This is a genomic window from Pandoraea soli (genome assembly GCF_902459595.1).
Taxonomy (GTDB): Bacteria; Pseudomonadota; Gammaproteobacteria; order Burkholderiales; family Burkholderiaceae; genus Pandoraea; species Pandoraea cepalis.
Map to the genome: position 1 here is coordinate 30,959 of NZ_CABPSG010000009.1, position 14,458 is coordinate 45,416.

A 14,458-nucleotide genomic window follows, 5' to 3' on the forward strand; every position below is an offset into this window, starting at 1 on the left:
TGCCCGATGGGCTTCGCGAGGAGGCTTTTGTTATGCTTGCGAACAGACTCGCTCAGCCGCCACGCCCGCATGCTCCACCTATTCTTTTCCAACCGGTTCACCACCCTTGAAGCCGCCCTGTTGCGCGATCTCGCCCAGGCGCCCGGCAGCACGGGGAAATCCGGCAATCCGTTCGAGACGGAAACCATCGTCGTGCCAAGTGTGGCGGTGCGGCGCCGGCTCGAGCTGGACTATGCCGATGTGTTCGGCGTGTGTGCCAACGTTCGTCTGACCTATCTCGCCCAGTGGCTGTGGGACATGGCGGGGCAACTGGTCGCGGTGCCCGAGAGTTCGCCGTTTGCGCCGGACCGGCTCGTCTGGCCGCTGTATCAGTGCCTTGCCCAGCCGTGGGGGGACGCCTCGCCGCGATTGGCGGGCTATCTGGCGGGGGCGGACGATGTCATGCGCTTCGAGTTGGCCGACCGACTGGCGCATCTCTATGACCAATATCTGACCTATCGGCCGAACTGGCTCGAGCGCTGGCAATCCGGGGAGACGATCGCGCCGGGGGCCGCCACGGGCTGGGGTGAGACGCAGCGTGCCGACGAAGTGTGGCAGAGCGCCTTGTGGCGGCAGGTGTTGGCGCATCTGGAGATTCGCGAGCGTCACCCGACGTTGCGGGCCATCGACCGGATCGAGGCATTGACGCCGGAGACCGTGCCTGCCGGATGGCCGTCGCGTGTGTCGGTGTTCGCGCTGTCGTCGATGCCGCCGCTCTCGATGGCGCTGCTCAAGGCGATGTCTCGTCTGATCGAGGTGCACCTGTACGTCCTGAATCCGTGCGAGAGCTATTGGTTTGACATCGTGCCGCCGTCACGACTGTCGTATCTGGCGCGGCGCGATGGGGGGGCGCATCGGGAAGTGGGGCATCCGTTGCTCGCCGAATGGGGGCGCCAGACGCAATCGCATATCGATGCGCTGTATGCCGACCTTGCACCTCAGGCGGTGGAGGATCGGGCGCTGTTTCAGCCCAATCCCGCGCCGACGCTGCTCGCTGCCCTGCAAAACGGCATTCTCACGTTGGACGACGGCCGTCACGGCGCGCCCGATGGCGTGAGCGTCGACGGGTCGGTGCAGGTGCATGTGTGCCATAGCCTGGCGCGTCAGATCGAAGTGCTGCATGACCGGTTGTTGGCATGCTTCGACGAGATTCCCGATTTGCGTCCCGACGATGTGCTCGTGACCGTGCCGGATCTCGGGCGCGCGGCTCCGCTGATCGACGCCGTGTTTGGTACGGCAACACCTCGCATTCCCTATCTGGTGACCGGGTTGCCGCCGACGCGGACCAATCCCGTCGCGCGTGCGTTCGCCTCCATCCTGGCCTTGGCGCAGCAGCGGGTGGCGGTGTCGAGTCTGGTGGAACTGGCGCGCACGGAGGCCATCGCACAACGCTACGATCTCGGCGGCAACGGGCTCGACACCATTCAAAACTGGTTGCATGCCGCCGGTGCACGACGCGGCTGGCGCGGTGACGCCCTGCTGCGCCTCGACGCGCCGCAGGCGTGCGCGCCGACCGGGGCCGATGTCTCGCCGGCGTTGGAGCGGCACACCCTGGGCGACGCAATGATGCGGCTGTTTCTCGGCTACGCCTTGCCCGATGACGCCTTGCCGGTCGACGATTGGCTTCCTGTCGGGGGAATCGAGGGCGGGCGTGCCGAATGGCTCGGGCAGTTGGCGCGGCTCGTCGACGATCTCGACGCCACCGTCGTCACGCTGCAAACGACCCGCACGGGACTCGCGTGGCGCGATCAGTTGCTGGCGATGCTGGAGCAATTCTTTTCCGACGAGCCCCGTTTTGCCGACGATGTGGCCGAGGTGCGTGTGGCCATCGAACAGATCGGCTCGGCCATTGCCGATGGCGCGCCCGAAGTGCAGGTGCCGGTCGACGTGGTGGCGCGCGTGTTGGCCAATGCCCTCGACGATCCGACGCGTGGCGGCGTGCCATCGGGACGTGTGACATTTGCGGCGATCCCCAGTTTGCGCCTGCTGCCGTACCGGGTGGTGTGCATGATCGGCATGGACGACGGGGTGCTGCCGGGGCGCGTGCGCGCCGACGAATTCGACCTCATGCGCGCGTTGCCGCAACGTGGCGATCGCCAGCGGCGCGACGACGAGCGCAATCTTTTCCTTGATCTGATGTTGAGCGCGCAGGACCGGTTCCTGATGACCTACACGGGCCGAAGCGTGCGCGACAATGCGCCGCTGCCGCCATCGACGGCCGTGGACGAATTGCTCGACTTCGCCGGGCAGTTGCTGGCACCGGTCTCCCAGGGGTACAGCCTCGACGATCAGCGCGAAGCCCGCGAGCGGCTTGCCGTGTCGCATCCGCTTCAGCCGTTTTCGCCGGCGTATTTCGACGGGCACGACCCATCGCTCTACAGCTACGACGTGGCCAACGGTGAGGCGGCACAGCAGTTGGCGGATCAATTGGCGTCCCCCGCACCGGACGCGCCCGCCGCGCCATTCGTGCACGAACCGTTACCGGCGATCGTACAAACCCATTTGACGTTGGACGACCTGCTGCGTTTCTGGCGTCATCCCGGCAGAGCGTGGGCGCGTGACCGGCTGGGACTCTCGCTCGGCGAACTGCTCACGGAGGTCGACGACGAAGAGCCGTTCGTGCTCGACTGGGCCGGACGCGACGCGCTGGCGGCGCGTCTGCTGCCGCGCCTGATGCGCCCCGACGAACGCGACGGGCACGATGCACGCGCGCATGCCGACGCCATTGAGCGTATTGCGAAGGTCAGTCACGAGTTGCCAGGCGGGGCGACCGGTGCCGTCTGGCGCCGCAGAGCGTTGGGCGGCCTGCGCGCGCTGGCGTCGCAGGTGCGAGACGCGCAGGCGGAAGGCACGCAGGAGCTGCTGGTGACGCTGCCTTTGACGCCGGCGCTGCCGCCGTCATGGCGCGAATCGACGGACGCCGCGTGGCACGGCGATGCTACGTTGCGCGCGGAATGCCTGTTGCAGGGGCGCTTGGCCCCGGTGTCGCGCTATGGGCTGGTGATGTATCGATACGGCAGCGTGCGTCCGAGCGATCTGCTTGCCGCATGGCTGGCCCATCTGGCGCTTTGTGCGCATCTCCAGCAGCCCGAGCAGGCCGGGCTGGACGTGGCCGCCAGAACGCTCTGGTACGGCGAAGACGAGACGTTCGCGTTGCGGCCGGTGGAGGACGCGGCGACGCTGTTGGGGCAATGGGTAGCGCTATACCGCCTCGGTCAGACGCGGCCGTTGCCATTCTTCGCGCGAAGTGCCTGGAAGTTGGCGAGCACCGGCAAGCTGGGCGAGGCGCAAAGCGCGTGGCTCGGTTCGGCATTCGCGCGGGGCGACGCGGACGACCCGTACACGCGACTGATCTGGCGCGGGGTGGAGGATCCGCTGGCGCCGCCATTCGATTCTCTCGCCAATCTCCTGCTCGGCCCTCTGGTGCAACACCTTGACGTGGCGGAGGGCGCATGACGCAGCTCATCGACCTTGACGTCTTCAGTTGCGATCTCGACGGCGTTTGCCTGATCGAAGCGTCGGCCGGCACCGGCAAGACCTGGAATATATGCGCGCTGTACGTGCGGTTGCTGCTCGAGAAGCGATTGACGGTCGAGCAGATTCTTGTCGTCACCTTCACCAACGCCGCCACGGCGGAATTACGTGAGCGGATTCGCGCACGGCTGGCTGCGTTGGTGGCCGCAATGGCACCGGTCTTCGACGACGAGGAGGGCGAGGACGACGATGTCGCCGACTTCGATCCGGACGCCAGCGACGATCCGTTGTTCAACGTCATGATCGCGGGGTTGATCGAGCGGGGTGACATGACGCCGAAGGCCATTCGCGATTGCCTGCAAACGGCATTGCGCGGCTTCGATCAGGCGTCGATTCACACCATTCACGGGTTTTGCCAACGTGCCCTGGCGGAGGTGCCGTTTGCGGCCGGATTGCCGTTCGCCTATGAGCTGGTGCCGGACGACAACGGTGTGCGTCACGACCTCGCGGTCGAATTCTGGCGCCGTGTGGTCGAACCGCTGGCATCGCAGGACGACGGCTTCGCTGCGTGGCTGGTCGATGCGAAACGCTCGCCTGGCACGCTCACCGACCAGTTGGCGCGTCGGCTGAAGAAACCGATGTCGGAATTGCGCTGGCCGGCGGCGGTCGACGCGGGCGAACAAGCGTCGTCGGACTCGGGGTGGTTCGCGACCTATGCAGCGACCTATGCAGCGGCCTGCGAGTGCTGGGATGCCGAGGCCGCTGCAATTACCGATCTGATGCGCGCGGCGTTGCCGTCGTACAAGAAGAACATTTATCACGAGGCATCGCTCGCACAAGCGATATCGGCCTGGGAACGCTATCTGGGCGCGCGCGATGCCGGGTCGCCGTTGAGTCCGAAGGCGGAATTGCTCACCACCACGCGTCTCGCCAAGGACATCAAAAAGGGCGAGACGCCGCCCGATCACCGGTTCTTCGGCATGGCCGATGCGCTGGTGCAAGCGCGCGCCGACGCGCACGCGCGTTATGCGATGCTGTGGCTGCGGATGTTGCGCGAGTGGCTGATGCAAGCCCCCGACCAGTTGGCGCTTCGCAAGCGCGAGTTGCGTGTGGTGTCGTTCGACGACCTGCTTGGCAATATTGCAAGGGCACTGAACCAGCACCCCGATCTGGCCGAGGCCCTGCGCGAGCGATACCCTTGCGCACTGATCGACGAGTTCCAGGACACCGACCCGCTGCAGTTCGACATTTTCAGCGCCGTATATGGGCAGCGGGAGGCAACCTCATCGAACGTCGGGCGCGGGCCGATGTTCATGGTGGGTGACCCGAAGCAGGCGATCTACAGCTTCCGGGCAGCGGATCTGCATACGTATCTGGCCGCGCGCGAGAACGCCGACGCGGCGTACACACTGGCGGTGAATCAACGCTCGACACCGGCCATCATCGAGGCGGGCAATCGCCTGTTCGGGGCCAACGACCGGGCGTTCGTGCTCGACGGGCTCGAGTATCCGCCGGTGCGCGCGGGGGCGCGGCAGCGTGCGCCGTTCACGGACGCGCGTGAAGTGGCCGACTTCACTGTCTGGTGGTTGCCGGACGATGACGAACCGCTGTCGAAGGACGATGCGCAGCAGGCGTGTGCGCGGGCGACGGCGGCCGAGGTGGCGCGCTTGCTCGCGGGTGCGTCGCGCGGTGACATTCGCGTGGGCGACCGCGCGTTGGCACCGGGCGATATTGCCGTGATCGTGCAGACGCACCGGCAGGGGGCGCTGATGAAATCGATGCTTGCCGAGCACGCGGTGGGCAGCGTGGAGCTGACGCAGGATTCGGTATTTGCCAGTGACGAGGCGCAAACGCTGTTGCGGGTGTTGCGGGCGGTGGAGTCTCCCGGCGACGTGCGGGCGCTGCGCGCTGCGCTGGCGACGGAACTATTCGGGCTCGATGCCACGGCGTTGTATCGCATGCAGACCAGCGAAGCCTCCGACACCGAAGCGATCGCGTGGATCGAGCGGTTGCAACGCTATCGTCAGTTGTGGATCGACCGTGGCTTCTCGGCGATGTGGCGCACGTTGATGCGCGAGTTGGGCCTCGCGGCACGTCTGGTCGCACAGTCCGGCGGCGAGCGGCGTCTGACGAACTTCATGCATTTGGCAGAGCTTGCGCAGGCCCGCTGGGCCGAGCAGCCCGGCATGCCGGCGCTGCTGCGCTGGCTGGCCTCGCAGCGCAATGCGAGCGGCGGTGAAGAAGCGCAGTTGCGTCTCGAGTCGGATCAGAATCTGGTACAGATCGTGACCGTTCACAAGTCGAAGGGGCTTGAGTACGGCGTGGTGTTCTGTCCGTTTCTTTGGGACGGCGCGCTGCGCGACGGTGGGAGTCTCGACGGACTCGAGTATCACGATGGTCCCTCGGCCGTCATCGACTTCACCGATGCGGCGGGTAAGGGGTCGCCCGCCGCCGCCGCGCTACGGCAGGAGCAATCGGCCGAGCAGGCGCGGTTGTTGTACGTAGCGCTGACGCGCGCGGTCTACCGTTGTTACCTGGCGGCCGGCATTTATGCGTCGCGACGCAGCGTGAAGGAGGCGTGCGGCGGCATGCTCAATTGGCTCGCAGCAGGGCAAGGGAGTACGTTCGATGCGTGGGTCTCCTCGACGTTCGATACCAACGAGCGGGTGGCCGCGATCCGGTCGGCATGGAAGGCGCTGGTCGGCGGCCCACTTGCCGTGGTGCCGTTGCCAATGGGCGATGCGTTGGAGGCCGATACGCGTATTGTTCACGACGCGGCGCCGCAACTCACCCCGCGCGCGAGCGCTCGCGCGTTGCGCGAAGTCTGGCGAATCGGGAGCTTCTCGGGGCTGTTGGCGGGGATGCATGCCGGTCCGCAACTGGGCGGCGGTCAACTCAGTGCGCCGGAGCGTACACGTCCCGATTACGATGCGCAGGCCAATGCCGGGCCGACGTTCGCTCTGCCGCCCGAGGGAGACGATGCCTGGCCGCCTGCCGACGACATTCTTCGTTTTCCGCGCGGACCGGCGGCCGGCGAGAGTTTGCACCGTGTGTTCGAACTGGCTGATTTCCAGGCGCGCGCGCAATGGCCGCATGCCGTTGCTCGAGCCTTGCGCGAGCGCCCGCCTGGGCGCGGAGCCGAGCACAACGATACGTGGCGCGCCATGATGATGAGCATGCTGACCGATACGCTCGCCACACCGTTGCGACCGGGTATGCAACTGGCCGACGTGGCGATGACCGAACGGCTCACCGAAATGGAATTTACGTATCCGGCCGATGCCGTGTCGCTCGAGGCGTTGCGCGGGGTGTTGCGCCAGTTCGGTTACCCGGACCTGCCGCTCGACGCCACGGTGCTGCGAGGCTACCTAAAGGGGTTCATCGATCTGGTGTTCCGGCACGGCAGCCAGTGGTGGATCCTGGACTGGAAGTCGAACTACCTCGGCACTGCCCCGGAAAACTACGGCGCCGACGGCCTGCGCGAAGCGATGGCCGAGCACGGCTATCACCTCCAATACCTGCTCTACACATTGGCGTTGCATCGCTACTTGCAACGCCGATTACCCGACTACGAATACGACCGCGATATGGGGGGCAGCCTCTACCTGTTTGTCCGGGGCGTTCGGCCTGACTGGGCGAGTGCGCATCTGGCCGGTGACGATGTCCCGGGGGTCTTCTTCGACAAGCCGTCGCGCGAGATGGTCGGCGCCCTCGACCGGCTGTTTGCCTCGGGCGACAACGCTGCACTGACACAAGCATTGTCGCTGGACGTTCAGGGTGACGACGTGGGTGCTGCCGACGGAGAGGGCGCATGAGCGAGCGACGAGATCGCGGGGGCGTGGCCGGCGCACCGTTGGCCGACAGCGGCGTGGTGCGATTGGCGCAGGGGTTCGCGCGTCGAATGGCACTGCTCGCGCGCGGTCGCGGGGCGGATGAGCCGACGTGCCGCTATGTGTGGCGCGCCGCCCTCGCGGTGAGCCTCGCCACGGCCGAGGGTCACGTCTGCGTGCCGCTCGATAACCTGCTCGACGGGCAAGCCAGCGGCGAACTGTTTCCGGGGGACGCGCCCGCCTTGTCCGTCTGGCGCGAGGCGCTCTTCGCCAGCGGTTTGTGTGCCCCCGCCAGCTTGGCGCTGGCACGCACTGGCGACGCGCAGGCCGACGCCTTCCCGCTATTGCTCGACGACCACGATCGCCTCTATCTCGCACGTTATTACAGCTATGAGGCGCGGCTGGCGACGGCGCTCGGACGTAAGTTGTCGCTGACCGAACGCACACCGGTCACCGCTGCGGATCGCGCTCGTCTGCACCGTTACTTTGGCGAAGGCGCGCTTGTGTCGTCCGACGGGCAGCAGGAACCCAACTGGCAGATGGCGGCGGCGGCGCTGGCACTGCAACGCCCGTTGGTCGTGCTCAGTGGCGGACCCGGCACCGGCAAGACGACCACCGTAGTAGGGTTGCTCGCCTGCCTGCTCGAGCGAGACGCCAACCTGCGCGTGGCGCTCGCCGCGCCTACGGGGAAAGCGGCGCAGCGCATGCAGGAGGCGTTGACGGCCCGTCGGGATCTCCCGGAAACGGTGCGCAGGGCATTGCCCGAGGCGGCGGTCACGTTGCATCGGCTGCTGGGTGTCTTGCCGGAGTCGGCCGAGCAAGCTGGGCGGCGTTTTCGCCATCACGCGGGCAACCCGCTGCCCTACGATCTGATCGTCGTGGATGAGGCGTCGATGATCGATCTGTCGATGGCGACGCAATTGCTCGAAGCAGTGCCGGAAAGCGCACGCCTGATCCTGTTGGGCGACAAGGATCAGTTGTCGGCGGTTGAAGCGGGGGCCGTCTTCGGGGAGTTGAGCGCGCAACGCATGTTCTCACCGGACATGCGTGGGCGATTGTTGTCCGCGCTCGAATGGCCCGTCGATGCGCCGCCCCGGTCGGGGCCGTTGGCTGCCGTCGTTGGGAACGGCGCCCCGGATGCGGCCGGAGGAAGCGCCCGAGTGTCGCGAGGGCTGGAAGACACCGTCGTCTGGTTGGAGCGTACTTATCGCTTCGGGGAAAATTCTGCGATTGGTCGCCTGGCAACCGCCATCAAGTCGGGCAAAGTGATCGAGGCGCGCAAGGCCTGCACCCTTGCGGACGATGGGGCGCTCGCCGGCATCGATTCAGGGGCAGCGTCAGCGGCAAGCGACGCCGACCGCGTGATGTTCAGTGAGGACGGCGGCGTGCAGTTGTCCCCCGCCAGTCTGCACACGCTGGCGGACGGGTATTCGGCCTATCTCGCCGCCTTGGCCGACGCGGTAACGACGATCGGGCAACTCGGCGATCCGGCGGCGGTCACCGCCGCCGATGTCGCCATGGTCGCGCAGCCGGTGTTTGCGGCGTTCGGTCAGTTTCGCGTGCTGTGCGCGACACGTGGCGGGCGACGCGGCGTCGAGTTGCTCGGCGCGCAACTGACGGCGGTGCTCGCGCGTCGAGCCGGCATGGCGCTCGGGGCCGGCGGCGGCGCTTGGTTTGCCGGGCGCCCGGTGTTGGTAACGCAGAACGAGTACGCGCTGAACTTGTTCAACGGCGACATTGGCATCGCATTGCCGCTCGGACCGTCCGGCACGTTGCGCGTCGCGTTTGCCACGCCGGATGGGGGGTACCGCCTATATTCCCCAGCCAGTCTGCCGGCGCACGAAACCGCATTCGCCATGACGATCCACAAGTCGCAGGGCTCGGAATTCGAACGCGTGGCGATGGTGCTGCCCGAACAGGCGAGCCGGGTGCTGTCGAGGGAGCTGATCTATACGGGGGTGACGCGGGCGCGCCGTCAGGTATGGCTTTACGCGCCGTGGCAGGTCATCGCGTCGGCCATCGCGCGGCCCACGCAGCGCGATGGCGGGTTGACCGACCGGTTGATGGAGGTGCTGGCTACGATGCCTCCTTCGGTGTCTGCGCCGCCGCCGTCGCAGCCGCGATAGCGGCCTCGGCCACCGAGCCCAGCCGCGTGACGAGCAACTGGTCGATCTTGTAGTTGTCGATGTCGACCACTTCGAACTTGAAACCCGCGGCCTCGGTGGCTTCCGATTTCTTCGGAATGCGCTTGAGCTGGTAGATCATGAATCCCGCGATGGTCTCGAATTCGCCTTCACCAGGAAGCTCGTCGATATCGAGTGCTTTCTTCACATCCTCGACCGACGTGACACCGTCCACGAGCCATGAGTGCTCGTCGCGCTGCACGATCTGATCTTCGTCCGCCGGGTGAATCACGTTGCCCATGAGCGCGCCCACAATGTCGTTGAGCGTCACCACACCGACGACCAGACCGTATTCGTTGATGATGACGGCAAAGCCTTCGCGGGTTTCCTTGAAGCGGGCCAGCGCTTCCGAAAGATTCAGGGTGTCGGGGATCACCAGCAGCTTCTTCGCATAAAGGCGGTCCAGATTGCGAATCACGCTCGACAGGTCTTCGCTCGCAATACGCTGGAGCAAATCCTTCGAGTCGACGTAGCCGAGCACGTTGTCGATTTCGTCCCGGCACACGAGGTACTTCGAATGCGGGCTTTGGATGATCTTTTCGCGAATACTGCGCTCGTCCTCGGCGATGGTGAAGTACACCACGTCGTCGCGAAATGTCATGACCGAGCCGACGGTGCGCGATTCCAGCTCAAAGACGTTCTCGATCAAATGGAGTTCCTGCTTGCGCACCACGCCAGCTTGGGCGCCCGCACCGACCATCGCCGCGACGTCTTCGGACGTAATGTTCTCGATGGCATGCGTCGGCAGCTTGAACAGACGCAGAAACAGGTTTGCCACGCCGTTGAAGAGGTAGACGAGGGGCCGCAGCACTTTCAGGCACAGCAACATCGGATCGATGATGCCCATGGCAACACGCTCGGGGTTGACCATTGCGAGACGCTTGGGAATCAGGTCGGCGAACTGAATGAAAGCGATCGTGATGAACAGGAACGAGCCAATGCCCGCCAGGCGCAAGGCCAGCGCCTGATCGGTCAGCGGCGAGAGCCATGCGAACAGATAGCCGGTCAGGAAACTCTCGCCAAGCACGCCGCCGAGCACGGCGACCGCGTTCACCCCGATCTGCACAACGGTGAAGAAATTGCCCGGCTGCCCCTTGAGGGCGAGCACCTTGATTGCCTGCGGGTTGCCCTTTTCGATGAGCACGTGCAGCTTGGTGCGCTTGGCGGCGGTCAACGAGATTTCGGCGGCTGAGAAGAATGCGCTGGCGAGAACCAGCACGAAGATACTGAAAAGAAAGCCGTAACCACTCATGTTGTCATCCCTGTAAATGCGAAGGCGGGTACACAGCCGCAACGCTGGCCGGACCGATGAGCAAGGGAAAGGGTCCGGTGGGCAGGGAGACATTTCAAAACAAGCCCGGCGGGCCGTCATTTTGAGATGCCTTCAGGCGGGTGCGCGGAAGGCGCGTACCCGGCGCGGTGTCGTCGGCGAGCCAAAGTTGCCGTCGACGCCATTTTTGCGGGCCGCGTCAGCCGCGTAGGCTGTGCCGCTGTCCGATAGCATGCCATAAGTTCGGGGCTTGCCGACACCCATGCCCCAACGATTGGGCGAGCGCTGGGGCGCCGCTGTCTACTTTCGGACGGTGGCTTGCGCGAGCTGCGCGACACCGCGTTCAGAACCGACAATGGGCGCACGCCGCCTCGGGCATCGTGAACCTCGCCGCGACACCTTGTCGAGGCCGTGGCGACCGGCCACGTATCTCCCTTCTGAGGATCTCACGATGATGAATGGCATCCAGGCATTCCACTATTCGCCGGGGCTGGGCAACGTTGCGGCAGCGGCCCCCATTGCGCTGGCGCCAGAGGCAGGGCTCGCCAACGCCGCCGGCATTCCGCTGGTGCGCATCGCCAACGCACGCGGCGCCGATAGCCTGGCGCACCCGTGGATGGCGCGCGCGGTGCATGCCGTGCCGGTGTCTCGTGGCATGGACAAGGCATTCGGCAATGACTTCCTGGGCGTGTCGGCGGAAGTCGAGGCTTCCGGCGACGTCGCTCCCGGCCGGTTCCTATCCGAGGGGGCCGGCATTGACAGCGGCGAACTGGCCGCACTTGGGCTCGACGTTCCCACGAATGGCGCAACGCGTGGCGCGCAACCGGTCCTGAGCGCTTCCGCCGTGCAAACGCTTCATGCGTGCGCCAGCGCGCAGGACACCCACACACGCGGCGTATCGCCGGACGGTCGCAATCATCCCGTGTTCATGCCCGACGGGCGCAGCGAGCGTGCGCAGATCTGCCGTGAGATTGTGAGCGGCTCGCTGCTCGGCACGGGCGGTCGCAACGGAACGGTGGCGTTCGATACCCGTCGCGACGACGTGGCGACGATCGTCGCGGATACCGCGCGCCGATGGACGGGCAAGCCGGCACTGGCAGGGAGAAAGGAGTGGTCGAAGGCGTGCGAGGAACTGGAGTCGCCCGCGACGTTCATCGGGAAAGTGAACGATCGACTGCACCAGGGATCGCGCGTTCTGCCGTCGCGTGAGAGCACCGAATGGATGCTTCGCGTGGGGTTTGCCGACGGTTTGCCGATGCATCAGGCCATGGTGCGCGCCGATCTGCCGCCGTCCGTCGGACTCGGCACGGACGAGTGGGTCAAACTCGCCCTCGGGGTCGAGCAACTGGGCGAGCGTCATTGGGAGCTGCGCCACACGGAGGTGATGGATGCGGCGGCGCTGCCCGCGACGAACACGAAGGCCTTCACGGCACTGGCGACGTCGATGTCGTCGCGGCCGCCGCATATCGCGACGCAGCGCCTGCGCAATCAACTGGCGATGCGCGGTGTGCCGACGGTTCCGGCCAGCACTACGATCGACCCGTCGGCGCACGGCTAAGCGCGCTCGCCGTCTGATGGCCAGGCGTCATCCATGAAAAAACGCGCCCGGTTCGACCCGGGCGCGTTAGTTGCCATCGTTGACGACGGGCAGCAGTGCAGCGGTGCGAGGCGAAACCCTCGCCGCCGCGTGCCTATCGTCAGGTGCGACGATAGATTTCGGCGCCGTTCTTGACGAACTCCACGGCCTTGACTTCCATGCCCTGCTTGAGGGCCGCCTCGTCGGAAATGCCTTGCTTGGCGGCGTAATCGCGCACGTCCTGCGTGATCTTCATCGAGCAGAAGTGCGGTCCGCACATCGAGCAGAAGTGGGCAACCTTGGCGGAGTCCTTCGGCAGCGTTTCGTCGTGGAATTCGCGCGCCTTGTCCGGATCGAGACCCAGATTGAACTGGTCTTCCCAACGGAACTCGAAACGCGCCTTCGACAACGCATTGTCGCGAATCTGCGCGCCGGGGTGGCCCTTGGCGAGGTCGGCGGCGTGCGCGGCGAGCTTGTACGTGATGATGCCTTCCTTCACGTCGTCCTTGTTCGGCAAACCGAGGTGTTCCTTCGGCGTGACATAGCACAGCATGGCGGTGCCGTACCAGCCGATGGTCGCCGCCCCGATGCCCGACGTAATGTGGTCGTAGCCGGGGGCGATGTCCGTCGTCAGCGGTCCGAGCGTGTAGAACGGGGCTTCGTCGCAGTACTCGAGCTGGAGATCCATGTTCTCCTTGATGAGCTGCATCGGCACGTGGCCCGGGCCTTCGATCATCACCTGCACATCGTGCTTCCAGGCGATCTGTGTCAACTCGCCCAGCGTCTTCAACTCGGAGAGCTGTGCTTCGTCGTTGGCGTCGTAGATCGAGCCCGGACGCAGGCCGTCGCCCAGCGAGAACGCGACGTCATAGGCCTTCATGATTTCGCAGATCTCTTCGAAGTGCGTGTACAGGAAGCTTTCCTTATGGTGCGCGAGGCACCACTTGGCCATGATCGAGCCGCCGCGGCTCACGATGCCGGTCATGCGGTTGGCGGTCATCGGCACGTACGCGAGGCGCACACCGGCGTGAATCGTGAAGTAGTCGACGCCTTGCTCGGCCTGCTCGATGAGCGTGTCGCGGAACATTTCCCACGTCAGGTCTTCGGCCTTGCCGTTCACCTTCTCGAGCGCCTGATAGATCGGCACCGTGCCGATGGGCACCGGGCTGTTGCGCAGGATCCACTCACGCGTCTCGTGGATGTGCTTGCCGGTCGACAGATCCATCACCGTGTCGCCGCCCCAGCGGATCGCCCACGTCATCTTGTCGACTTCCTCGCCGATCGACGACGTCACGGCCGAATTGCCGATGTTCGCGTTGATCTTCACGAGGAAGTTGCGGCCGATGATCATCGGCTCCGATTCCGGGTGGTTGATGTTGTTGGGGATGATGGCGCGACCGCGTGCGATTTCGCTGCGCACGAATTCCGGCGTGATTTCGGCGGGCAGGCTCGCGCCGAAATGCTGACCCGGATGCTGGCGCGAGAGCAGCTTGGCCAGACGCTCGCCCTGCGGGCCGGCGTTGCGCACGCTCTCGATGTATTCCTGACGGCGCAGGTTTTCGCGAATGGCGATGTATTCCATCTCGGGCGTGATGATGCCCTGACGCGCGTAGTGCATCTGCGTCACGTTCTTGCCGGCCTTGGCGCGGCGCGGCGTGCGATGCAGGCCCGGGAAGCGCAGCTCGGCGGTGGCGTCGTCGGCGGCACGCTCCCGGCCGTAGGCGGACGTCATGCCCGGCAGCGCTTCGGTGTCGCCGCGCTCCTCGATCCATGCCGCGCGCAGGGCAGGCAGGCCGGAGCGGATGTCGATTTGGGCGTCCGGGTCGGTGTACGGACCGGAGGTGTCGTATACGAAGATCGGCGGGTTCTTTTCACCGCCAAAGCTTGTCGGCGTGTCGGCTTGCGAGATTTCGCGCATCGGGACACGGAGGTCGGGGCGCGAGCCTTCGACGTAAATCTTGCGGGAATTCGGCAGCGGTGCGATCGCGGCTTCATCCACGCGCGCATTGGCTGAGAGGAACTTCGGATTGGCGTTCATGCAATGTCTCCTGGCGGGGCACGTGTTGACGCCGACAATTTCGGCGAA

Annotated in this window: 6 protein-coding genes; 4 read left to right on the top strand and 2 right to left on the bottom strand. The window is 65.6% G+C overall.

Annotated features, from left to right (window positions below; all coding sequences use genetic code 11):
• Window positions 1-69: 69 nt before the first annotated feature.
• Genes recC through recD form a run of 3 tightly spaced genes read left to right on the top strand, consistent with a single transcriptional unit; the run spans window position 70 to window position 9,469 of the window.
• Window positions 70-3,495 (top strand): exodeoxyribonuclease V subunit gamma, encoded by a 3,426-nt coding sequence (recC, locus tag PSO31014_RS16005; protein ID WP_150552519.1) that lies wholly within the window; start codon window positions 70-72, stop codon window positions 3,493-3,495.
• The gene (gene recB / locus PSO31014_RS16010; protein ID WP_150552520.1) at window positions 3,492-7,328 is read left to right on the top strand and encodes an exodeoxyribonuclease V subunit beta; all 3,837 of its coding nucleotides are present in this window, start codon (window positions 3,492-3,494) and stop codon (window positions 7,326-7,328) included. The genes recC and recB overlap by 4 nt, the downstream gene beginning before the upstream one ends.
• Window positions 7,325-9,469, top strand: coding sequence for an exodeoxyribonuclease V subunit alpha (gene recD, locus PSO31014_RS16015; protein ID WP_150552521.1), 2,145 nt, complete (start codon window positions 7,325-7,327; stop codon window positions 9,467-9,469). Before recB ends, recD begins: the two co-directional genes overlap by 4 nt.
• Here recD and paeA read toward each other — a convergent pair.
• Window positions 9,420-10,778: a polyamine export protein PaeA gene (paeA, locus tag PSO31014_RS16020; RefSeq protein WP_150552522.1), complete on the bottom strand. Its 1,359-nt coding sequence runs from the start codon at window positions 10,776-10,778 to the stop codon at window positions 9,420-9,422. The two genes, recD and paeA, sit on opposite strands and share 50 nt — an antisense overlap.
• Before the next feature lie 469 nt (window positions 10,779-11,247).
• Between paeA and PSO31014_RS16025 the strand changes: the two genes are divergently transcribed.
• A complete protein-coding gene (locus PSO31014_RS16025; RefSeq protein WP_150552523.1) occupies window positions 11,248-12,354 on the top strand; it encodes a hypothetical protein in 1,107 nt (368 codons plus the stop codon).
• A gap of 139 nt (window positions 12,355-12,493) precedes the next feature.
• Here PSO31014_RS16025 and thiC read toward each other — a convergent pair whose 3' ends face one another.
• Complete coding sequence (thiC, locus tag PSO31014_RS16030; RefSeq protein ID WP_017232837.1) at window positions 12,494-14,410, bottom strand: phosphomethylpyrimidine synthase ThiC; 1,917 nt, start codon at window positions 14,408-14,410, stop codon at window positions 12,494-12,496.
• Window positions 14,411-14,458 lie beyond the last annotated feature (48 nt).